21 protein-coding genes are annotated in these 21367 nt (G+C 57.5%); 13 read left to right on the forward strand and 8 right to left on the reverse strand.

Annotation, left to right across the window (positions count from 1 at the left end; genetic code table 11):
* The first annotated feature begins 20 nt into the window (after positions 1–20).
* From ACLEIV_RS13850 to ACLEIV_RS13870, 5 genes are read left to right on the forward strand one after another with little or no spacing between them, the layout of a single operon-like run.
* Complete coding sequence (locus tag ACLEIV_RS13850) at positions 21–1073, forward strand: DUF3549 family protein (protein ID WP_410457223.1); 1053 nt, start codon at positions 21–23, stop codon at positions 1071–1073.
* On the forward strand, positions 1066–1368 hold the full coding sequence (locus ACLEIV_RS13855) for a DUF3301 domain-containing protein (RefSeq protein WP_410457224.1): 303 nt from the start codon (positions 1066–1068) through the stop codon (positions 1366–1368). The genes ACLEIV_RS13850 and ACLEIV_RS13855 overlap by 8 nt, the downstream gene beginning before the upstream one ends.
* A gap of 56 nt (positions 1369–1424) precedes the next feature.
* On the forward strand, positions 1425–1652 hold the full coding sequence (locus tag ACLEIV_RS13860; protein WP_410457225.1) for a DUF2789 domain-containing protein: 228 nt from the start codon (positions 1425–1427) through the stop codon (positions 1650–1652).
* 16 nt (positions 1653–1668) lie between these two features.
* The gene (locus tag ACLEIV_RS13865; RefSeq protein WP_410457226.1) at positions 1669–1971 is read left to right on the forward strand and encodes a hypothetical protein; all 303 of its coding nucleotides are present in this window, start codon (positions 1669–1671) and stop codon (positions 1969–1971) included.
* Positions 1971–2744 (forward strand): Zn-ribbon-containing protein, encoded by a 774-nt coding sequence (locus ACLEIV_RS13870; RefSeq protein WP_410457227.1) that lies wholly within the window; start codon positions 1971–1973, stop codon positions 2742–2744. Before ACLEIV_RS13865 ends, ACLEIV_RS13870 begins: the two co-directional genes overlap by 1 nt.
* A gap of 388 nt (positions 2745–3132) precedes the next feature.
* Here ACLEIV_RS13870 and ACLEIV_RS13875 read toward each other — a convergent pair whose 3' ends face one another.
* Entirely contained in the window at positions 3133–3666 is a 534-nt protein-coding gene (locus ACLEIV_RS13875) for a SecY-interacting protein Syd (RefSeq protein ID WP_410457228.1), read from the reverse strand.
* Positions 3667–3720: 54 nt separating this feature from the next.
* On the opposite strand from ACLEIV_RS13875, the gene queF reads away from it, so the two are divergent.
* The 7 genes from queF to ACLEIV_RS13910 all read left to right on the forward strand — a co-directional run bounded on the left by queF (position 3721) and on the right by ACLEIV_RS13910 (position 12377).
* On the forward strand, positions 3721–4572 hold the full coding sequence (gene queF, locus ACLEIV_RS13880) for an NADPH-dependent 7-cyano-7-deazaguanine reductase QueF (protein ID WP_410457229.1): 852 nt from the start codon (positions 3721–3723) through the stop codon (positions 4570–4572).
* Between the two features lie 119 nt (positions 4573–4691).
* Positions 4692–6944 (forward strand): tetratricopeptide repeat protein, encoded by a 2253-nt coding sequence (locus ACLEIV_RS13885; RefSeq protein ID WP_410457230.1) that lies wholly within the window; start codon positions 4692–4694, stop codon positions 6942–6944.
* 38 nt (positions 6945–6982) lie between these two features.
* Positions 6983–8506 (forward strand): GGDEF domain-containing protein, encoded by a 1524-nt coding sequence (locus ACLEIV_RS13890; RefSeq protein WP_410457231.1) that lies wholly within the window; start codon positions 6983–6985, stop codon positions 8504–8506.
* Positions 8507–8535: 29 nt separating this feature from the next.
* Positions 8536–9891 carry a nucleotide 5'-monophosphate nucleosidase PpnN gene (gene ppnN / locus ACLEIV_RS13895; RefSeq protein ID WP_410457232.1) on the forward strand — a complete coding sequence of 452 codons (1356 nt, stop codon included), beginning with the start codon at positions 8536–8538 and terminating at the stop codon, positions 9889–9891.
* Positions 9892–9912: 21 nt separating this feature from the next.
* On the forward strand, positions 9913–10695 hold the full coding sequence (gene xni, locus ACLEIV_RS13900) for a flap endonuclease Xni (protein WP_410457233.1): 783 nt from the start codon (positions 9913–9915) through the stop codon (positions 10693–10695).
* 79 nt (positions 10696–10774) lie between these two features.
* Positions 10775–11782, forward strand: a complete 1008-nt coding sequence (locus ACLEIV_RS13905) for an isocitrate dehydrogenase (RefSeq protein ID WP_410457234.1) — start codon at positions 10775–10777, stop codon at positions 11780–11782.
* A gap of 145 nt (positions 11783–11927) precedes the next feature.
* Positions 11928–12377: a hypothetical protein gene (locus tag ACLEIV_RS13910; RefSeq protein WP_410457235.1), complete on the forward strand. Its 450-nt coding sequence runs from the start codon at positions 11928–11930 to the stop codon at positions 12375–12377.
* Between the two features lie 254 nt (positions 12378–12631).
* Here the strand turns inward: ACLEIV_RS13910 and rlmM are convergent, their stop codons facing one another.
* The 4 genes from rlmM to ACLEIV_RS13930 are packed head-to-tail and all read right to left on the reverse strand — an operon-like array spanning position 12632 to position 15618.
* The gene (gene rlmM, locus ACLEIV_RS13915; protein WP_410457236.1) at positions 12632–13723 is read right to left on the reverse strand and encodes a 23S rRNA (cytidine(2498)-2'-O)-methyltransferase RlmM; all 1092 of its coding nucleotides are present in this window, start codon (positions 13721–13723) and stop codon (positions 12632–12634) included.
* Positions 13723–14106: a DUF423 domain-containing protein gene (locus ACLEIV_RS13920; RefSeq protein WP_410457237.1), complete on the reverse strand. Its 384-nt coding sequence runs from the start codon at positions 14104–14106 to the stop codon at positions 13723–13725. Before ACLEIV_RS13920 ends, rlmM begins: the two co-directional genes overlap by 1 nt.
* Positions 14096–14710: an alpha/beta fold hydrolase gene (locus ACLEIV_RS13925; RefSeq protein WP_410457238.1), complete on the reverse strand. Its 615-nt coding sequence runs from the start codon at positions 14708–14710 to the stop codon at positions 14096–14098. Before ACLEIV_RS13925 ends, ACLEIV_RS13920 begins: the two co-directional genes overlap by 11 nt.
* Positions 14707–15618, reverse strand: a complete 912-nt coding sequence (locus tag ACLEIV_RS13930) for a transcriptional regulator GcvA (protein WP_410457239.1) — start codon at positions 15616–15618, stop codon at positions 14707–14709. Before ACLEIV_RS13930 ends, ACLEIV_RS13925 begins: the two co-directional genes overlap by 4 nt.
* A gap of 207 nt (positions 15619–15825) precedes the next feature.
* On the opposite strand from ACLEIV_RS13930, the gene ACLEIV_RS13935 reads away from it, so the two are divergent.
* Positions 15826–16446 (forward strand): DUF2726 domain-containing protein, encoded by a 621-nt coding sequence (locus ACLEIV_RS13935; protein ID WP_410457240.1) that lies wholly within the window; start codon positions 15826–15828, stop codon positions 16444–16446.
* 278 nt (positions 16447–16724) lie between these two features.
* On the opposite strand, the gene ACLEIV_RS13940 is transcribed toward ACLEIV_RS13935, so the two are convergent.
* From ACLEIV_RS13940 to ACLEIV_RS13950, 3 genes are all read right to left on the reverse strand, one after another.
* Positions 16725–17459, reverse strand: coding sequence for a 3'-5' exonuclease (locus ACLEIV_RS13940; protein WP_410457241.1), 735 nt, complete (start codon positions 17457–17459; stop codon positions 16725–16727).
* A gap of 123 nt (positions 17460–17582) precedes the next feature.
* A complete protein-coding gene (locus ACLEIV_RS13945; protein ID WP_410457242.1) occupies positions 17583–19454 on the reverse strand; it encodes a DUF294 nucleotidyltransferase-like domain-containing protein in 1872 nt (623 codons plus the stop codon).
* A gap of 91 nt (positions 19455–19545) precedes the next feature.
* Positions 19546–21183, reverse strand: a complete 1638-nt coding sequence (locus tag ACLEIV_RS13950) for a BCCT family transporter (protein WP_410457243.1) — start codon at positions 21181–21183, stop codon at positions 19546–19548.
* Positions 21184–21367: the final 184 nt, after the last annotated feature.

Genomic DNA, 21367 nt, shown 5'->3' on the forward strand with positions numbered 1-21367 from the left:
CGGTTCGACAGGAGAAGCCGATGCAAATAGATACCTTGAGTGAATTTTTAACCCAGGCAGGCACCGAGTTTCGCCTTTACGATCTGGGCCGCCGCCTGCAGCCCCTGAGCCGGAACGACTTTGCCGCCATAGAAGAGGGCCTGCGCCCCTATCCTTGGCCGCAGCAGCGCCATGCCTGGCTGGCGGTCTGCTACTGGCAACGTCACGACCAGCCCCAGCCCTACGTCTGGTTTCTCAAGCTGCCGCTGGACGAACGTGGCCTGTTCAACAATGCCGCGGTCAAACACTTCCTGGCCGCTCTGGTCGAGCAACTGGGCCAGGATCCGAGTGCCCCGCTCAGCGATGAGCAACAAGAGCGACTGGCCCAGACGCCCTTTACCTTTCAGCCTGCCCAGGACAAGCTGGCCGCCTTTCATGCCCGGTTACGACTGGAGCTGGGGCTGTCGCCTTCCGCCTTTTATCGGGGAGTGCTCGATTACCTGGCCGCGCCCGAGCACCACGACTGGCAACAGCTTGGCTTGCAGGGCCTGGCCGATGTGGCGGTGCGCCTGCATCAGGACACCCCGTTAAGCCAGCAACTGGCATCCCGGCTGTTCAGCCTGCCGCAACCGGTACAATTGGCACTACTTAACCAGTGCGAGCATCATCCCCTGCCTGCCGTCCTGACCGATCGCCTGCTGGATGGCATCAGCACCGAGCTGGAACGCCAGACGCCGGATCAGGAGCGCATCGCCCTGCTGCTGCGGGCTACCGCCGGCTGCCCGCCGTGCGCTCCGCGCCGCCAGAAAATCGCCACCCTGCTCACCCTGACGCCGAGCCAACCGCTGATCCTGAGTCTGGCGGCGCGGCTGTGGCAGGAGCTGACCGACGAACCCCTGCTGCTGACCTATCTGGAACAACTGGCCGAACACCATGGCGAGCTGTTCAACGGCCTGTTCGCCGAGCTGGTCTCGATCCCGGCCTTGCGTCCGCTGATCCTTACCAACCTGCATAATCCGGCGCTGTCTGTGCCGTTGAAAAACGCCATCGGCACCCTGTTTTCAGGCTCAACGCTTGCGAGTGCTCGTGACTGAGCTGCTGGGACTGCTGGCCATCTGCCTGCTGGGCGCCGGATACTGGCATGTTCGTCGTCAGAGCGAGTTCGCCCGTCACTGGCTGGAGCGGTACTGCCGTCGGCAGCAGTTTCAGTTGCTGAGTGTCTATCGCTACCGCTATGTCTGGAAAAAAGGCCGACTGTTGGCACGGTTTCGGTTCGAGTTCAGCCACGATGGGCTGCAGCACGATGAAGGTGATCTCTGGCTGCACGGACTGAAGGTGCTGGATGTATCGGTACCCGTGTTGCGCGAGCCCCCGTCACCTATGCTGTAATGCATGGGCGACCCTAATTGGTCGCGCACTATTTTGACGGTAACAAGGAGACGGTAATGGAACACATCACTCACCCTTTCAGTGAATTGTTCGAGCAACTGGGACTGGACGCCAGCCATGAGGGCATAGAGCATTTTCTCGCTTCTCACCGCCTGCCGCCCGAGGTGGAGCTGGTGGATGCCCCCTTCTGGAGCAAATCCCAGTCCGGCTTTTTGAAAGAAGGGCTGCAAAACGACTCGGACTGGGCCGAAATCATCGATCAACTGAACCTCAGCCTGAGATAATGCAACCGGAGCCATCATGCCCCAACAGGATATAATCAACGCCATTCAAAGCCTGGTGCGAGAAGGAAAGGCCATTACCACCGCCGCCGTCAAGGCCCGGGTCAGCGGCTCGGTCAACATGGCCCAGCTGCTGCAACTGGTCAGCCGCTACAAGTCCTCGCCCGAACAATTGCCCGCGGCGACGGTCACGATGGCCGCAACCGAACAGGGCGAGGCACCGGATCTCGTGCAGCGTATCGCCGAGTTAGAGGCCCGGGTCGCCCGGCTGGAGCAACTCTTGGCGCAGTCAGCTGCCCAACAAGCGGAGCAACAGGGCTGATGTGGGTTTGTGAGCTGAACTTCGATTGTTATCAGGACATAAAGCTGTCGGATGCCGAGCCGGCCATTCGCCAGTTTATCGATGCCCTGCGCTATAACGGCCAGATCCTGGGCCGGGAATTTCCTACCTCAATGCATCAGGGCTGGCTCAGCGCCCGGGTAGTCTGTCCGGAAAAAGACAGCCTGCACCCGCGTTATCACAGCCGTCAGGTGACACTGGCCATCGAGCAGTTGCATCGGGCCGGGCTGACCAGCCCCAAGGTGCAGCTCAGGGGCCAGGATCTCAACTCGGATACTACGGATCATTGCGACCAGCGCCGCTGGCAATTGCTGTACACCACCTATCTGCATAGCTGCTCGCCGCTGCGCTGTGGCGACCACTTCACCCCGGTGCCGCTGTATCGCATACCGCCGGTGGCCAATGGCGACAGCAAGCAGATACTCAAGTGGCAGGAAGACTGGGAGGCCTGTGATCAGTTGCAGATGAACGGCTCCATTCTGGAGCACGGTGCCGTGGCCGAGCTGAGCGAGCCGGACAGCCGTTTGAGCCGGCGCGGCCGGGATCTGGCCAAGCGTATCGAATATCTGACCGAGGTGCCGACCTTCTATTATCTGTATCGGGTAGGTGGCGACAGCCTGGAGGCAGAGCTCAACCGGCCCTGTCCGAATTGTGGCGAAGACTGGCGACTGGCCGAGCCGGTGCACGAGATTTTCGACTTCGTCTGCGAACCCTGCCGGCTGGTGTCCAACCTGTCCTGGGACTTCAAAAAGTAATATCGGTTACATTATGCACCTGATAAGACGTTGAAGCTGCACCCCAGAGGTAACACAGCCGCCTCCCAACACAGCCGCCTCCCACGACATGCTACGAGTAAGCTCGGAAATGCCGTCCATGGTATTTCACGGTCGAGGGAGGCGCTCTCTGTTGCCTCTCTTGAACGCCGAGTTGTCTGCAGTCGGTGCCAGCAAGCAACTCCGACGCTTCAAGGAGGACAAAGGGATCTGCTCAGCCGACCATCCGCGCCACGGATGGCGTAGCTGAGCTTACAGGGAAGTATTTACGGCGAGTCGGCGGAGCCGGCCCTTTGTCCGGAATTGGTGTAAAAATAAAATAGAGCAATTGGTTACTGGGATCGGTATTACCCCCCCACCCTCACTTATGTTAGCCGCTCGGCTCCAGCCGACGCAGAAAATGAGCCAGGTTCGGCGCCAGCACGCCGATGCGGCCCTTGCCCAACCGTTCCAGCAACACCTCACCACTGGCGTTGTCCAGGGTCACCAGCCGTTGCTCGTCCCGGCAACTGGCCAGAAACCAGCTGGCGGGCAGCTTCAGCTTCCGCAGCATCAGCTGATGGCCTATCTGGTTTTGTTGCAGTCGTTCGAAGTCCTGCTCGTTCCAGGGTTGCAGCAGAGTCAGAAAGAGTCCCTTGAAACAGCCTGGCACATTTCCCGCATAATAGTGGCCGAAAAAGGCACCGATATCCGGGTGCACCGGCATCTCGAGCGCGGTGGCGATATTGTCGAAACCGCCGGGAGCGGGCCGCCGCCAGGGCTGCCAGCCAACCCGGCCAGCCTGGGCCGGTAATTGCTCGGCCGGAGAAGCAAAATCGGCGTCGTGACCCACCAGCGGTATGCCCCCCAGTCGCCGCTGACGTTCAAACAGCTCGGCCAGTGCCATCACCACTTGATCTTGCATAGTAAAGTCTCACAATAGGCTCAGTGAACCGTATTCTACCAATTGGATCCCGAAATGACACCAGAGCAGAAATACCAGGCCAGCAAGGCGCTGGACGACCTCCCCCTGGGCAAGCAAAGCAGTTACGTCTGCGAATACGATGCCGGCCAGCTTCAGCCCGTGCCCCGCAGCCTGAATCGTGACGAACTTGGGCTCGGCGCCGATGCCCTGCCCTTCGCCGGGGAAGACTTGTGGAATCTCTATGAGCTGTCCTGGCTGAATCGCAAAGGCAAGCCCATGGTCGCCATGGGTGAGGTGCGTATCGCCGCTACCAGCCGCAACCTCATCGAGTCCAAGTCGTTCAAGCTGTATCTGAACAGCTTCAATCAAAGCCACTTCGACAGCCTGGAAGAGGTGGCGGATATCCTAACCCGGGACCTGACTCTTTGTGCTCAGGGGCCGGTCAAGGTCAAGCTGTATGAACTGCAGGCGGCTCCCACCCAGTTTGGCATCCTGCCCGGCGACTGCATCGATGGCCTCGATATCGAGATCCGGCATTACCAGCCCCAGGCCGACCTGCTCATTAACGCCACCGACGCCGAAGAGGTCAATGAAATCCTGCACTCCAATCTGCTCAAGTCCAACTGCCTGGTCACCGGGCAACCGGACTGGGGTAGCCTGATGATCCGCTATCAGGGTCCGCGCATCCGCCGCGAGGCGCTGCTGCGTTATCTGGTGTCCTTTCGCCAGCACAACGAGTTTCATGAACAGTGCGTAGAGCGGATCTTCATGGATTTGATGCAGCACTGCCGCCCGAAAGAACTGACCGTCTATGCCCGTTACACTCGTCGTGGCGGACTGGATATCAACCCCTACCGCAGTAATGTGGCCGGCAAGGCCGCCAACGTCCGCCTGCAACGCCAGTAACCCCAGCAACAAGCGAGTCCAAGCTATCAATAGGACCGGATCGCGCCAGAAACTGGACTCCCTTCGGTCTGCTACGTAAACTGGCGCTTCATCCGCGTGTTATATCGGTATTCATTATTGTGATTTTGTCTGCTGCCGTTCTGGTTTCACATCTGGCGGGCGCTCCTGCGCTGTCGCCGTACCAACCCGAACCCGTTGAATTGCAACGGGCGCAGCAGTTGATGCTGAGCCGACCCGGCGAGTGTGTCGCCCTGACCAACTTCTTTCTGCAACGCAAGGAGGTCGATCCGGCGCAGATGGTCAACTCGCGTCAGGACTTCGATCACCAGGAGCTGGCCAGGCGTTATCGCACCCGGGAACAGAGCCAGACCGCCTGGCAAATTCAGGCTCTGTGCCAGGCCAATGAAGGGCTCACGCTACCGGCCGATACCAGCATCAATCAGGCCATCAAACTCGCCAAACGTTATCGTCATCCCGACGCCGAGGCGGCCAGCCTGCTCATCAAGGCCAAACTGGCGCTGGTACAGCAAGATACCGAGCAGGCCAACATCCTGCTCGATGAAGCCGGTATTCTGCTGACAACCCAGGCCCCGCCTTCCCTGATGGCGGCCCTGCCCCTGTTACAGGCCAGCGTGCTCCTGTATCAGCATCGTTTCGATGAAGCCCGTCTGGCATTCGAGCAAATCCGGGTCCAGTCCCAGCAACAAGGCGAATACATTCAGCAGGCCTGGGCCAACTATTTGCTGGGGGAATATTACCTCTTGCTACAACAGGATGAGCTGGCCCTGTCTCATTATGTGGAAACCCTGAATCTGCTGGGCAAACGTCGCCAGTACTATCTCAAGGCCATGGCCGCCGATAAGGCGGCCACCTTGTACGCCTCACTGGACAAAGGCGAGCAGGCGATGCATTACGCCAACCAGGCCGCTACCGAGTTCGAATTGCTGGGTAATCCGACCCTGCTGATAGGCTCGTTGCTCAACCTGGGCCGGGTCACCCGGGCCAGTAACGACGCCAGCCTGGCACTGGTCTACTTTTTCAACGCACTCGACTTGGTCAAGATTCAGGCCGACGCCAACCTGATGGCCCGGCTTTATCTGGAGATAGGCCATTCCTACCGGCTGCTGAAGACCTATGCCGAGGCGCACCACTATCTGACTCTGGCCCGGGCCAACTTCGAACGCAGCCAGGATATCCCCCGTCAGGTAGACACGCTATTACAACTGGGCCAGCTGCACCTGGAACTGCAGGAGCATGGCCTGGCCCTGCTCCAACTCGACCAGGCCCGGCAACTGGCCGAACAGCAGGATGACGTACCCCGTCTGATTGAAAGCCACCGACTGCTGGCGCTGCTGTTTGAAACCAGCGGTAATCCAGCCCTGGCGCTGGTGCATCACAAGGCGTTTCATGCCTATTACGAACGAGCCAGCCAGCTTAACCGGCTGCTGACCCAGAGTCTGGTACAAGAAAGCGATCAGCAGTTGCAACAAGAGCGGGAGCTGAGCGGACTACGCCGACAGAATGAGCAACTGCAGCAGGACAAACAGCGTTTTACCCTGCTCGCCGTCAGCCTGGGGCTGATTGCACCACTGCTGCTTTATGGCTGGTTGCGTAATCATATTCGTAGTCGCCGCCTGCTGCAGAGCAATACCGGGTTGCAGCAGTCGTTGTTGCTCGAACCCAGAACCGGCTTGCCAAACTGGCGCCAACTGATGCTGCGTTTACCGCAGGAAATGGCCAAGCGCCAGCAACGTTCCGAGCAGTGGTATCTCAACGAAGCCGAGGCACAGCCGTTTAACGATAAAATCTATTATTTGCTGCTGCATGTCCCCTTCATGGTCGATCTGAGCGAACGGATAGGGCTGGCCCATGCGTCCTCCCTGCAGAAAGAGCTGGGAGCATACCTGCAAGGCCGCATCCACCCCAAGGCCCGGCTCTATGACTTGCGCGAAGGGCAGTTCATCTACGTCATCTCGCAACGCCAGGTCAACTCACTGCAACAGACAATCGTCAGCCTCGAACGCATGTTTATGGAATTCCCCTGCCGATTTCAGCTTGATCAGCGCCTGGCCATCGGCATCATAGGGCATCCGTTCTTGCCGAAAGCCCCTCACGCCCTGGATGATATTCGTCTGGGAGATATTCTTTACCTGGCCATGGCCGCCGCCCACCAGTTGGCAGAGCAAACCGATGAACGCGCCTGGGTAGAGTTGCTGGCTGTCGACTGTCAGCAAGCCGCTTTTTTTAATGGTGATATCCGCCACTGTTGTATTCAGGCTATTCTGAAAGGACTGGTCAAGGTCAATAGTTCACATAACAAACAACAGATTGACTGGAGTGCCCTGGCACCTGAGCCGGCAATCTCAATATAATTTTACAGCCCCCCTGCGCTAGGGTGTAATGGTGAACCATGGACAATATCGACGATAATCTGATGTTAAAGGAACTGGCATCCGTTATTGACAGGCTGGAAAACATTCTGGGCCGCCTGCAGCAACAAGAACAACAGTCGCCAATCAGCATATCCAGCGGCGCATACTCAGAGCCGGCCGGCCGTCTTATCAGCCACTGGCAGAAACTGTTTGTCGGACAACTCGACTCAGCCTCGCCCGAGCCAGCGGCGGCGCCCATCACAACCCGACTCTCGATCGAGCTGGAGCAACAACTTGCCCGACTGCGGCAGGGCCGTACCCGGTTGCATCGTGCGCAGCAACTGACCGGAAAAAAATTGCACCAGGCGGCGGCACAGCTGCAGCACTCCAGATTCAAACCTTCTCAGACCGATGCCCTGCTGAAAACGCTGGAACATAACGATGAAGGCCACGAAAAAAAGTTGTGGCTGTTGCTGGACTGCTATCAGAGCGCCCTGAGCCTCTGCACCGAGCAGCACAGCCAGCATCAGGCCCACTATCACGAATTATGTTCCCGGCTACAGCAATTGATCGAAGAGTTCAACTTCTCCGGTGAAGTGGCCACCGAACTGAGCAAGATACAGCACCAGCTGTCACAACAGGCTGATGCCACCCTGCTGCCGGGGATCTGTCTGCGCCTGATTGAACTCACCATAGAGGGCTGCAGGATTGAGCGCAAAAACTCCACTCTGTTTCTGACCAGGCTCCATGGCAGCCTGGGAGAGATGCAACATCACTTCGCTATCTCCCTGAGTGAAGGTCAGGCGTTATTCGATGCCCGTACCCATCACGGACATCACATCGCCGGCGAGCTCAGGGCCATAGGCGAGCACCTGGTCAACCAGGGTAGCGAATGTCTGAAAGAAAAAATCGAACTGCGTATGCGCAGTATCAGCCACGTTCTGCTACAGCATGAACGACTACAGGAACGAGAACAGTCGCTGCTCAAACGCATGAATGACATGGACCAGCAAATAGAATCACTCAAAAACGAGACCGAGAATTTCAAACAGCAACTCAGCGCGCAGAACGATAAGCTATTTATCGACAGTCTGACTCAAATTCACAACAGAGCCGGCATGGATGAACGGCTGGAAATCGAGTATCGCCGTTGGCTTCGTTATCAGAGTCCCTTGTGCATCGCCTTGATCGATATTGATTACTTCAAGGATATCAACGATAAATACGGTCACCTGGCGGGAGACAAGGCGTTGCGCCTGATTGCCAGAACCATTCAGCAGTCATTACGGGAAAGCGACTTCGTCGCTCGTTTCGGAGGCGAAGAGTTTATTATCCTGCTGAACAACATAGACCCGGAACACTTCAGCACACCGCTGGAAAAACTACGCAAACAAGTCAAAAACATTCCGTTTCGATTCAAAGAAGAGCGCGTGACCATCACCGCATCCATCGGTGCCACCCTGTTTCGACAGGGCGACAGCATTACTTCAGCACTGGAGCGCGCCGATCAGGCCCTGTATAGCGCCAAACGCGCCGGGCGTGATCAGATAGTCATGGATTGACCTTAATAACAATACTCACGGGAGTGACTATGATCACCCATATCAATCCGGTCGGCAGCATGAATCTGCTGTCGCAAGTCGAAGTCGATAACCTCAAACAGTCCGCCTCCGGCGCCCTGTATCAACTGTTTCGCAACTGTGCCCTGGCGGTACTGAACTCCGGCAGCAAAACCGACAGTTCCAAGGAAATTCTCGATCGTTACAAATCCTTCGAGATCAATGTGATCCGTCGTGAACGTGGCGTCAAACTGGAGCTGTTCAATCCGCCGGATCATGCCTTTGTAGATGGTGAAATTATCCGCGGTATTCAGGATCACCTGTTTTCGGTGCTGCGGGACATCATCTACGTCAACAGCAAGCTGCAAAGCGAGAATCAACTGAATCTGACCTCATCACTGCACCTGACCGATCTGGTATTTTCCATTCTGCGCAATGCTCGGGCCGTCAACCCCGGCGCCGAGCCCAACCTGGCCGTGTGCTGGGGTGGCCACTCCATCAATGCGCAGGAATATCAATATACCCGCGAAGTCGGCAACGAACTGGGGCTGCGCGAAATGAACATCTGCACCGGCTGTGGCCCCGGCGCCATGGAAGGCCCGATGAAAGGTGCCGCCGTCGGCCATGCCAAGCAACGAGTAACCGGCAGCCGATATATCGGCCTGACCGAACCCTCCATCATCGCCGCCGAGCCACCCAACCCCATCGTCAACGAGCTGGTGATACTGCCGGATATCGAGAAACGGCTGGAAGCCTTTGTGAGGCTGGCCCATGGCATCATCATCTTTCCCGGTGGCGCCGGTACCGCCGAAGAGATCCTCTATATTCTCGGTATCATGATGCACCCGGAAAACAGCCATCAGCCGATGCCTATCATCCTCACCGGTCCCAAGGAAAGCGCCGACTACTTCCGCAGTGTGGACGAGTTTATCGGCAACACCCTGGGCCCCGATGCTCAGTCGCTGTATCAGATCATCATCGACGATCCGGCCGAGGTGGCACGACGAGTCAAAAACGCCATGCCGCTGGTACGGGATTATCGCAAATCGGTGGGTGATGCCTATTCCTTCAACTGGTCGCTGAAGATAGAGCCGGAATTCCAGATGCCCTTTATCCCGGATCACGAAGGCATGGCCAACCTGAACCTGAGCTGGGATCAACCGCCGCAACAGCTGGCGGCCAACCTGCGGCGGGCCTTTTCCGGCATAGTCGCCGGTAACGTCAAGGAAGGCGGCATCAGAGCCATCGAGAAGAAGGGCCCCTTCCTGCTCAATGGCGAGCCCAGAATGATGAAAATGATGGACAAACTGCTACGGCAGTTTGTAGAGCAGCAGCGCATGAAACTGCCTGGCTCGACCTATGTTCCCTGCTATCGAATCAACCGATAATCATCAATAACAAGAGTTTGAATGCAATTATTGATCATCGATGCCCTGAACCTGATCCGCCGGTTACATGCGGTACAGGCTCAACGGCATCAACATGAAGCAAGGGCGCTGGCCGCCACCGGCGCCGCCCTGACCAATGCCGCCAACCGGTTACTCGCCCAGTTCAAACCCAGCCATGTAATCGCGGTGTTCGACGGCGCACCGGTCGGCTTTCGCCATCACCTGTATCCGGAATACAAGGCCGGGCGCAAAGCCATGCCCGAGTCTCTGCAAAATAGCCTCGGTGAGCTGCAACAGCTGCTGTGGCAACAAGGCATCGATGCCCTGCTGTCCGACACCGACGAGGCGGACGATCTCATCGCCACCCTAGCCACCACCCTGAGCCGTCACGGCAAGAGCAGCATTATCGTCTCCACCGATCAGGGCTTTTGTCAGCTACTGAGCCCTCACATCCGGTTATGGGATCACTTCAATCAACGCTGGCTGGATGACGCCTTCGTGCAGCAACGCTATGGGCTTGGGGTCGAACAACTGGTGGATTATTGGGCACTGACCGGCGTGTCCGGCAGCCAGATCAAGGGCGTACCCGGCATAGGTCCCAAACGAGCCAAAACGCTGTTGCAACAGCATAATACTCTGGACAAATTGCTTGCCACCGCCCCACGAGGAAAAGACGAAAATACCGTTCATGCTCATCAGCATCATGCCTTGCTGTCGAGACAGCTGGTCAAGCTGGTGGATGATATAGAACTGGGCTTTAACCTGCAGGATCTGCGGTACCCACCCCCGACTAAAGGGTCATAGGAAAAGTACGGCGAAAATGCTATAAATACGGGGCAATAATACTTCCCCTCGACTTATAACTAAAAACGGAACGCTGCCCATGAACAAACGCAGTATTACCGTGATCCCGGGTGATGGTATCGGCCCAAGCATTATCGATGCCGCCCTGCAAATACTGGATCACGCTGGTTGTAACTTTCATTACGACTATGCCGACGCCGGCCTTATGGCCCTGGAAAAACACGGCGAACTTCTCCCCAAGTCAACCCTTGACCTGATAGCTCAAAACAAAATCACCCTCAAAGGCCCCCTGACGACCCCCGTCGGCGGCGGTTTTACTTCCATCAACGTCTCTCTGCGCAAACATTTCAGGCTGTACGCCAACGTGCGTCCGGTCGTATCGTTTGAAGGCACCAAGAGCCGCTTCGAAAACATCGATATCATCACCATTCGGGAAAACACCGAAGGCATGTATTCCGGTGCCGGTCAGAAGCGCTCCGAAGACAACAACAGCGCCGAGGCGATGAGCATCGTCACCCGCGAAGGTGCCGAGCGTATCACCGTGTTTGCCTATGAGCTGGCCCGCAACGAAGGCCGCAAGAAGGTCACCATAGTTCACAAGGCCAACATCCTGAAATCCACCTCGGGTCTGTTTCTCGACGTGGCCCGGGAAGTGGCACTGCGCTATCCGGACATCGAAACCACTGAAATGATTGTGGACGCCGCCTGTATGAATTTGGTGATGTATCCCGAACGTTTCGATGTGATCGTCACCACCAACCTGTTTGGTGACATACTGTCGGATCTCTGTGCCGGCCTTATCGGCGGACTGGGCATGGCCCCGGGCGCCAATATCGGTAAAGAAGCGGCCATCTTCGAGGCGGTGCACGGTTCGGCGCCGGACATTGCCGGTCAGAACATCGCCAACCCCTGTTCGGTGATCCTGGCCTCCATTCAGATGTTGGAGCACCTGGGCATGCAGGACAAGGCCCGGCAGATCCGTGAAGCGGTACGCAAGACCATCGCCGAAGGCAAGACGGTCACCCGGGATCTGGGTGGTAACGCCAGCACCACCGAGTTTACCCAGGCGATCATCGCCAACCTGTAAGCGACTGACAAACCAGTTAAAGGGCCGAAAGGCCCTTTTTAATGAGTATCCGCCGACAATACATCAAACCTTAGCCGAACAAAAAATGTGCGCCTGGTCACAAACCGCCGACTATAGTTACTGTTACAGACGGAGGTAACATGTCATGGATGTTCGACTCACACAGCTGCCGGTGTTTCTCCCCCTGCTACTGTTGGTTTATGTCACACCCAGTCCCGCCTATGAAGCCCCCACTCTCGCTCCTGACCTCACCGCCATACCGCCTCTGCATTTTACCCTGACTCCTTCCGAGCTACTCGGTGCAACACCCAGCGATTACGGACTCGATATCGAGTTGCAGCCCACGGCAGATGGCAACCAGCGTCTGGCTGCCTATCCCAGTCTGAAGCTGACCCCGCAAAGCTCGGTCAGCCTGTCACTGAAAAACTTCCGGCCCCGCCTGAATTTCGAACGGGGCGGTTTTAAAACCTCGCTGCGCCTGCGGGGGGACGGTATCAAGCTGAGCATTCGTCCTTCGGACCCCGAAACCCGGCTGGAATTCGATCTCAAGATCACCGACGACGAGTCCAGACTGGATTGCAAATACCGGTTTTAAACGAAAGGTGGCAGCATAAAATCGGACCAAAGGGCACAACTCTACCGACGTGCCGTATGACATTGCCAACAGACAGCGCCGAAGTCGGGGAGGCAATCCGGCTGCCTCTTTATTCAGAACGCCGAGCCATTTTTGGCGCTCTCGCATTCTGCTTACCTGCTGCTACTTTTACACCTGCCATAACGAAGAAAGGGCCCGAAGGCCCTTTCTTTCATGGTTCACTGTCACGCCCCCGGTTGACCAGACAGGTCGGTTTATTCCTTGGGTTGCAGCTTGGCCACCTTGCGCGGCTGATACACGTGCACGGTAATTTCCTCCCGGTCGTGATACAGCTGCTTGGCCTGCACCTGAAAACCGCCCAGCTCGGCCAGCTTGTCCTTCAGCTGCTGCAGGTTATGTACCGCCTCGCCGTAGCGCTTCTTCATCGGCAGTTTCAGGTTGAACATCGCTTCCTGGCAGTCTTCATTCACCAGCCAGTCGGCCATGGTCGCCACCACCCGAGCCGGCTTTTCAACCATGTCGCACACCAGCCAGTAGGTGTTCTTGCGGGCCGGACGCCAGGTAAAACCATCTTCCCGGTAATGCTTCACCTGTCCGGTATCCATCAAGGCCTGGTTCATGGGCCCGTTGTCGATGGCGGTGACCATCATGCCGCGGGCCACCAGCTGATAGGTCCAGCCGCCGGGTGCGGCGCCCAGATCCACCGCCCTCAGGCCCGACGTCAGCCGCAGATCCCACTCATATCGGGGAACAAACACATGAAAAGCCTCTTCCAGCTTCAGACTGGAGCGGCTGGGCGCATCGGCCGGAAAACGCAGTCGGGGAATCCCCATATGGAAGGGAGAGTTATTGAAAGTATAGGAATAACCCAATATGGCATGATTACTGGCCATAAAGAACAAGTGCAACACGGGTTTGCTGTCCGACTCGTTACGGGTCAGCAAGCCCTTGCCACGTAAAGCCTGACGCATCGGCACGGTAAACTTGCGACAAAAACGGGAGAGTTCCTTGCCGTCGTTGGTATCCGGCGTTTCTACCCGAATATCACCACACAACTCCATGCCATCGGCCGCTTCCAGCAGCGGCGTGATGCGATCCTCCAGCGGCAAGTCTTTTATTTCGGCATAGACCACCAGCATCTGTCGGGCAAAAATCAGCTCTCTAAACCACAATTTTCGCGCCATTAAATCGGCGTCGTCCGGCTGAAAGCATTCGTAAATAACAAAGCCGCTGTCGTCCTTGGTCCGAGCAAATCCAGGACAGCCAAACTGCCCTGCCCTGTCCTGAATTTCCGCTGCCGCCTCTTTCTCGAACCCGGGGCGACAATATATCAATAAGTGTTTCATCAAGACCTCAACCAGGTACGCCCGGCCAGCAATACGCTTAACCAGCCCGCCATAAAACAAACTCCCCCCAGGGGAGTTAACCAACCAATACCTTTGGTACCAAACAGCACCAAAGCATAAATACTGCCACTGAACAACAGGGTGCCCAATGCAAAAAACGCCGCCGCCACCTGCAGTGACCCGACCGGCTTGAACCGCCAGGCCAACACCACCAGCAATAGCGCCAGAGCATGATAAAACTGATACTGCACCCCGGTGTTAAAGGCACTCATCAGAGGAGCAGACAGACCGCCGGCAGTCAGGCCGTGAGCACCATAGGCCCCCAGTGCAGTGGCACTCAGCCCGAACAGAGCCGCCAGATAAAACCAAAGATTAACGAGCAAGCACAAACCTCCTCATACCGGCCACTATGGCCGTCAAATTGCGTTCCAGTGTGGTACCCGACGACTTGCGCGGGCTGAAGCCGTGATCGCCGTCTTTCACCCACAGGCTTTTCACGCCCGGGGCCAGATCATAACCGGTCACCGCCTCCCGGTTACCGAAGTTGTCCCGCTCGCCCTGCACCAGCAAGGTTGGCGTCGCGAGCGTGGCCAGGTGCTGGCCACGGAACCGATCCGGCTTGCCCGGCGGCGTAAAGGGAAACCCCAGCAGAATAAGACCGGCCGGTGCCAGTTCATCAGCCACCAAGGATGCCATGCGCCCGCCCATCGACTTGCCCGCCAGAAACAGCCGTGGATGGGCAAATTCGGTCGCCATCTCGCGCCAGCAGTCCAGCAACGCCGGCTCCCGGTCCGGTGGTCGCTTGCGTCCGTCGGCCCGGGTTTTCTGCATGAAGGGAAACTCGAAACGAATCACCTGAATATGTTCGTCGGCCAGGCCCAACGCCAGGCTGTTCATCACCGCATGCTCCATACCGGCCCCGGCACCGTGGGTCAGCAGCACGCGGTTAGGAGCATTGTCGGCGCCGTTTATCAACACATGATTCATCCGTTCAGCGCCTTCTGCTGCTCTTCTTTTATCACCAACGCCAGCATCCACTCCCGGAAGGCGGCAATCTTGCCCAGAGCCGCCTGGGATTCATGGCACACAAGGTAATAGGCATTCTTGGACATCAGCACCTGCTCGAAGGGACACACCAGTCGGCCCGCATCAATTTCGGGCTGGGTCAGCACACTGTGCCCCAGGGCTACACCCTGACCATGAATCGCCGCCTGAATCACCATGGACGAATGGCTAAAGATGGGTCCCTGATTAACATTGGCCGCCTGAATGTCGAGCTGCTTGAACCAGGCTTTCCAGTCCCGCCGGGAAGTATCGTGCAGTAGGGTATGCCGGGTCAGATCTTCGGGTGTCTTCAACGGCTTGGTACCCATCAGCAGCATCGGTGAACACACAGGGATCAGATATTCCGCATGCAACTTGTCGGCCCGCAGGCCCGGCCAGTTGTCCCGGCCATAATAAATCGCCACGTCCACATCGTCGGTGAGTGAACCTTCATCCAGATCCACCGCCTTGATGCGCACGTCTATGTCCGGATGTACCTCGCTGAAGCGTACCAACCGGGGCACCAGCCACTGAATGGCAAAGCTCGGCTGCAGGCTCACCGTCAGCGCGCCCTTGGCACTACGCGCCAGCAGCCGCTCGGTTGCATCGGAAATACCGGAGAAAATATCCTTGATGTCCAGGAAGTAGCTCTGACCCTCTTCGCTCAACAGCAGGGACCGGTTGCGTCGGCGAAACAGCTTGATGCCCAAATAGTCCTCCAACCCCTTGATTTGATGGCTTATCGCCGCCTGGGTTACGAACAGTTCTTCCGCCGCCCGGGTAAAACTCAAGTTGCGGGCGGCGGCTTCAAATGCCTTGAGGGCATTGAGCGGGGGGAGTCGCCGGGACATCCATACCTCGATAAGATTTTCTAATGGCGGAATTATAAGGGGCCGGCGAACGACAAGCCAGCGCCGCCACCACAAAGCAGAACAATTGTCGCCCACCTGTGGAATGACCAACGCCTGCCACCGAACATGACGGTGCCGATATTCATTTTATGCCGCCTCCTCTGCTACACTGAATGCCGCTTTCTCTTATCTTTTTTCAGGCCATCCATGACCGACATGCTTCCCGTTTCCCTGCTCGACTGGCTGATGCTCAGTCTGGTCCTGTTGCTGATTTTACTGGCTCTGTTTGTTCTGCTGCGCCGACTGTGGCGAGGGGCTCCCAAGCAACCCTATCAGCAAAAACTGTTATTCAGCCCCGAGTCCGCCGCCGCCTTGCGGTTACTGGACAAGGCCATCGGCCAGCAACTGCGGGTCTTTGCCGCCGTCAGCCTGAGCGAGCTGGTCGAGCTCACCCCCCAATTGAAAAAAGCCCAGCGTGAGCAGGCCCTGCATGACATGTATGGTGAGAAGCTGGATTTTGTGCTCTGCTCACCGCTGGATCTCAAGGCCCGGGCGGCGGTGGCCTTGGTCGATGACAGCCTGAGCAAGACCGACGGTCGTCAGCGCCAACAGCTGTTGCAGCATATTCAGGACACGGGCCTGCCGGTGATTCACCTGTCACCGAAAGAATGGCCGACGCCCGACTCCCTGCGCGACGAGATACTCACCACCCTCAAGCAACCCCGCGCCATCATCACTCCCACCGGGCAAGGCCGGGTCGAGCCGGTACTCAGGCTGCCGGACGAGGAGCAGGCCGACGCTCACGACGAGCCACGCTTTCGGTTATGAATTTGTTCTCGATTATAAATCGGCTTGCGGCGTAAAAGAGGCAACAGAAATTGCTTCTTCTTAATCCCGGAGCCATCTGCTGGTAACGTCAACCGATGGCTCCGGAGTTCTAAGGAGGGTAAAGGGATCTGCTCCACCGACCTTCTGTTTCAGGGATGAAACAGAGAGCGTACAGGGATGTATTCATAGCGTGTCGGAGGAGCAGAGCCCTTTGCCCGATTTACGCGCGCTTAAGCTTCACACCACTCAAGACATCTTCGCAATAAAAGTCAATTTCATCACACCCACAGGTCCCCAATCGGTGTATCCGGGCTGAAATGGTGGGCTATCTGCGCCTGCAACAGTTCGGCGGTGGCCAGGGCGTCGGTCTGGGCATGATGCGGCTGGTAGAATGGCAGATGATAACGGCTGCGGCTGTCGGACAGCCGAATAGAGGCAGGCTTCCTGCCCCGTAACCGGGCCCATAATCCCAGAGGGCCGCGCCGATGCAGACGAGCCTCCAGCTCCATGGTGTCCACCGCCGGAAATACGATGCCTTCGTTCAGCCGTGCCTTCAGTGCCCGGTCCAGAAAACCGCGCTCTATGGTTCTGTGATGCACCACCACCACCCGTCCGGCCAGGGCGGTGAGCAAGTCGTCCAGCACCAGCAGCAGATCCGGCGCCGCCTTCACCTCGGAATGGGTAATGCCATGGATCACCACCGACTCTTCCGCCATCGGCTTATGGGGGTTCAGTATCCAGTGTCTGGCTTCCCGGCAGCGAATACGCTGCAAGTCGAAGGGCACCAGCCCGATGCTGACGATGGCATCTTTTTTCGGGTTCAAGCCGGTGGTCTCGAAGTCCATGGCCACAAAGGGCACCTTGGCCAGGGGAGTATCCGCATTAACCGCGCCGGCGCGATAAAACCGCTCCAGTCGATAATCCCGCGCATGACGAGCCAGTTCGCCGAACTGGCTTTGCCACTCGGGAACCTCGGCACTCGGCCGGATATCATCGGGTCTTAAATAAAACATGGCGTTTCCATAGGTCTGTTGACCTTCAGAGGTTAAATTTCGTTCGAGTCAAACGCGTTTGGCCGCCCCCGCAGGGCAGCGCTTGTGGGGGCTGCAAGCATCATCGCGAAAGATCAACAGGCCCTAGCTCCGATTCGGCTGATAGCGAAACTTCAGAAACTTCTGCGCATGGCTAAGGATCTGAAAGGCATCCTTCAGGTTGCGGCGCTCGAAGTCCGACAGATTTTCCGGCTCGATATTGTTGTCCGGGTCGGCCCCCGCCTCCACATCCAGCGCCTGATGACGAATCCGCACCGTAGCGATAAATTCCATGGCATCACGCAAGTCCGGCCCCCGGCCCTTCGGCAGTATGTTCGACTCGATCACATCGTTCAGCCGGTCGAAGGAGTTGTGCGCCTTGGAGCCCACCGCCAGCGCATGCACCCGGATCAGATCTGCCAGCGGCGCCGTGCCCCGCCGCTTGAGGTTAATGGAGTTATTGTGCTTGCCATCCTGCTCCATCACGAATTCCTTGAAAAAACCGAGCGGCGGCGTGCGCCCCAGGGCGTTACGCGCCATGCTGGCCAGGAAACGCGGGCTGCGCTTGGCCCGACGAGAAATCAGGGCATTCAATTGGTCGGCCCATTCGGTTTTGCCGTAGACCCCGTCCAGATCGAAGAAAATCGAACTGTTCAGCAGGGTTTGCGGGCTGGGATTATCAATCCAGTCGTCGAAGCACTGTTCCCACTGGCGACGGGTTTTCTGCCACTCTACATTGGTGGCCATGATGCCCCCGGTGCAATAGCTGTAGCCACAGGCAGCCAGACCATCACAGACCCGTTTGGATAGGGCAGCAAAATAAGGACCGTGCTGGGCGGGATCAAAGCGGTTATCGAGAATGATGGCATTGTCCTGATCGGTCACAATCAGCTGCTCGTCTCGCGCCATCGACCCCAGCGCCAGAAAACAGTAAGGCACCGGCGGTGGCCCCAGCTCGGCCTCGGCCAGTTCCAGCAGCCGCTGCTTGAAGCTACGGCCGATACCGGCCATGGCGGTGCCTATCATCTGCGAGTTGGCGTCTTCGTTCACCATGCGCACGAAACAGGCCTTTACATCATCGGCGATGGCCGCCAGCTCGTCGGCATCTTGTGCCCGAAAAATGTGCCGCACCACGAAGAGGCTGCTGCGCGACTCGTGACGCATCACGTCCGACAACGCAATCACGCCTATCGGCTTGCCCTTGTGCAGTATGGGCAGGTGGTGCAGGTTATAGCGCAGCATGATCAGCATGGCTTCAAACACGAACTGACCGCTTTCGAGCGCCACCAGTTCCGCCGACATCACCTCTTCCACCCGGGTCTCGGCCGGCAGGCCGGCCGCCAGCACCCGGGTACGCAGATCCCGGTCGGTCAGAATGCCGGCTACCCGTTCATCGTCGGTCTGGGGGTCGGGGTGCAACACCAGAATGGACGACACCCCTGCTTCGGTCATCTTCTGCGCCGCCTCGAGTATCGTGGCCGCCAGCGGTATGGTGACCGGATCGCGGGAGATCAGCTCCCGCACCGTCGAAGTCAGCAAGTCATCACCGCCCTCCTGACGGGAAACCGCCTGCCGTAGCCGGGTTCTGTCTTCCACTTCCACAAAGTCGGCAAAAGACTCAAAGCCTTCATAGAGTTCGTTGAACAGTGCCTCGGGCAGGCAATAGACCAGGGTGTCTTCCAGCGCCGTGGCCGACATTCGTACCCGATTATTCATCAGCAGTCCCATCTGGCCGAACAGGCTGCCCTCGCTCAGGCGATTATGCAGCTCGCCGCTACGACGATACATTTCCACCGCCCCGCTGCGGATAAGATACAAATCATGCACTTGATCCCCGTAATTCAGGATTGCGGTTCCGGCCCGGTAATAGGCAATCTCTATCTGCCCGGCGATATGCTCCAGGGTGTCCTCCTCCAGTATGTCGAAAGGGGGAAAGCGGCGAATAAACCCCAGTATTTCAAGTTGCTCAGCTTCCATAACCAGACTCACTCAAGACAAAAAACGAAAAAGGCAGACGGGATGCCCCCGCCTGCCTTTATACCATCTATACCATCGATCGGCCCGGAACTCAGCCAGCTCTTGGTTCCGACGCCAGCCCCTTGATCAGGGATACACAAGACACCAGCAACACTATGGTGAAGGGGAAGCCTGTCGATACCGCCATCGCCTGCAGCGCGGCAAGACCACCGCCCAGCATAAGGGCAATGGCCACCAGACCTTCAAAGGTACACCAAAACACCCGCTGCGGCTTGGGCGAGTTGACCTTGCCGCCGGAGGCGATGGTGTCGATAACCAGAGAGCCGGAGTCGGACGAGGTCACGAAGAACACCACCACCAGTATGATACCGATAAAGGAAGTGATCTGCGCCAGCGGCATCGCATCCAGCATGATGAACAGCTGCAGCGGCACGGCGGCTTCGGCCACCGCCTGATAACCATCGTTCACCAGTTGGCTGATGGCGGTACCGCCGAAGGCGGTCATCCACAGCACACAGGCGGTCGAAGGCACCAGCAGCACCGACACCAGGAATTCGCGCACGGTACGGCCACGAGACACCCGGGCGATAAACATGCCGACAAACGGAGACCAGGAAATCCACCAGGCCCAGTAGAAGGCGGTCCAGCCCTGGGAGTAGTTGGCATCTTCACGTTCGAACGGCATCGACAACGCCGGCAGGTGCTCGACATAAGACACCAGGTTGGAGAAGAAACCGCTCAGAATCATCAGCGTCGGACCGACGATGATCACGAACAACAGCAGCAGAGCCGCCAGCGCCATGTTGATCTCGGACAGCCGCTTCACACCCGCATCCAGGCCGGCCAGTACCGACACCAGTGCGATGGCGGTAATGACGATCACCAGCACGATTTCGGTGGTGGTACCCATTGGCAGACCAAACAGAAAGTTCAGGCCGGCGCTGGCCTGGGAAGCTCCAAAACCCAGCGAGGTCGCCAAACCAAACATGGTGGCAATAACCGCCAGCATATCAATTAAATGCCCCGGCCAGCCCCAGACCCGCTCGCCCAGCAACGGATAGAACACGGAGCGTACCGTCAGCGGCAAGCCCTTGTTGAAGGAAAAAATCGCCAGCCCCAGTGCCAGTACCGCATAAATCGCCCAGGGATGAAGCGCCCAGTGATAAATGGTAGCGGCCATGCCCAGACTTCTGGCTGCCTCGGCATCGCCCATTGCTGCACCCAGCGGTGCCCAGTCGGTGCGCACGCCGTTTTCGACGCTGATACCACCGAACGAGGAACCGAAATGAGACAATGGCTCGGATACGCCATAGAACATAAGGCCGATACCCATGCCGGCGGCAAACAGCATGGAGAACCAGCCGATATAGGTAAAGTCGGGGGTAGCTTCGGTGCCGCCGATGCGCACCTTGCCGAGGGGAGACACAATCAAGCCCAGGCAAACCAGCACGAAAATATTACCGGAGCCAATAAAAAACCAGTCCAGGTTGGAGGTCAGCCAGCTGCGCAAATCAGCGAACATCGGCGCCACCTGATTCTGAAACGCCAGGGTCAGAAACACGAAGGCGACGATGGCCAGGCCCGAGATCATGAAGACCCGGTTGTGGATATCCAGTCCGAATGGTCCTATCTGCAGGGCTATGTTGTCCTGCCCCACCTGATAGTCGGTGTCGATGGGATTCACCTTGCCTTCCGGGGCGATCACATCATGATTGTCTTTATCTGTCATTGCTCAGATCCCTTGCACCCTAAGTCATTAGAGTTGTAATGAAACACCCGGTAAAGTTAACACATAAAACCCGGCAACTGCTTGAATGCAGGACTGAACGGTTACTTTACAATCGTTATGAAGCGAAAAATAACACCGACAATACGCTGCGCCTGGCTGGTGTTGTCAAACGCGTCTGTTATAG

The sequence above is a fragment of the Oceanisphaera submarina genome, assembly GCF_046521305.1.
Classification (GTDB): Bacteria; Pseudomonadota; Gammaproteobacteria; order Enterobacterales; family Aeromonadaceae; genus Oceanimonas; species Oceanimonas submarina.

Coding starts and splice junctions, on each gene's coding strand:
- ACLEIV_RS13850 (WP_410457223.1), top strand. CDS start 21: ATGCAAATAGATACCTTGAGTGAATTTTTAACCCAGGCAGGCACCGAG.
- ACLEIV_RS13860 (WP_410457225.1), top strand. CDS start 1,425: ATGGAACACATCACTCACCCTTTCAGTGAATTGTTCGAGCAACTGGGA.
- ACLEIV_RS13865 (WP_410457226.1), top strand. CDS start 1,669: ATGCCCCAACAGGATATAATCAACGCCATTCAAAGCCTGGTGCGAGAA.
- ACLEIV_RS13870 (WP_410457227.1), top strand. CDS start 1,971: ATGTGGGTTTGTGAGCTGAACTTCGATTGTTATCAGGACATAAAGCTG.
- ACLEIV_RS13875 (WP_410457228.1), bottom strand. CDS start 3,666: ATGCAAGATCAAGTGGTGATGGCACTGGCCGAGCTGTTTGAACGTCAG.
- queF (WP_410457229.1), top strand. CDS start 3,721: ATGACACCAGAGCAGAAATACCAGGCCAGCAAGGCGCTGGACGACCTC.
- ACLEIV_RS13890 (WP_410457231.1), top strand. CDS start 6,983: ATGGACAATATCGACGATAATCTGATGTTAAAGGAACTGGCATCCGTT.
- ppnN (WP_410457232.1), top strand. CDS start 8,536: ATGATCACCCATATCAATCCGGTCGGCAGCATGAATCTGCTGTCGCAA.
- xni (WP_410457233.1), top strand. CDS start 9,913: ATGCAATTATTGATCATCGATGCCCTGAACCTGATCCGCCGGTTACAT.
- ACLEIV_RS13905 (WP_410457234.1), top strand. CDS start 10,775: ATGAACAAACGCAGTATTACCGTGATCCCGGGTGATGGTATCGGCCCA.
- ACLEIV_RS13910 (WP_410457235.1), top strand. CDS start 11,928: ATGGATGTTCGACTCACACAGCTGCCGGTGTTTCTCCCCCTGCTACTG.
- rlmM (WP_410457236.1), bottom strand. CDS start 13,723: ATGAAACACTTATTGATATATTGTCGCCCCGGGTTCGAGAAAGAGGCG.
- ACLEIV_RS13925 (WP_410457238.1), bottom strand. CDS start 14,710: ATGAATCATGTGTTGATAAACGGCGCCGACAATGCTCCTAACCGCGTG.
- ACLEIV_RS13930 (WP_410457239.1), bottom strand. CDS start 15,618: ATGTCCCGGCGACTCCCCCCGCTCAATGCCCTCAAGGCATTTGAAGCC.
- ACLEIV_RS13935 (WP_410457240.1), top strand. CDS start 15,826: ATGACCGACATGCTTCCCGTTTCCCTGCTCGACTGGCTGATGCTCAGT.
- ACLEIV_RS13940 (WP_410457241.1), bottom strand. CDS start 17,459: ATGTTTTATTTAAGACCCGATGATATCCGGCCGAGTGCCGAGGTTCCC.
- ACLEIV_RS13945 (WP_410457242.1), bottom strand. CDS start 19,454: ATGGAAGCTGAGCAACTTGAAATACTGGGGTTTATTCGCCGCTTTCCC.
- ACLEIV_RS13950 (WP_410457243.1), bottom strand. CDS start 21,183: ATGACAGATAAAGACAATCATGATGTGATCGCCCCGGAAGGCAAGGTG.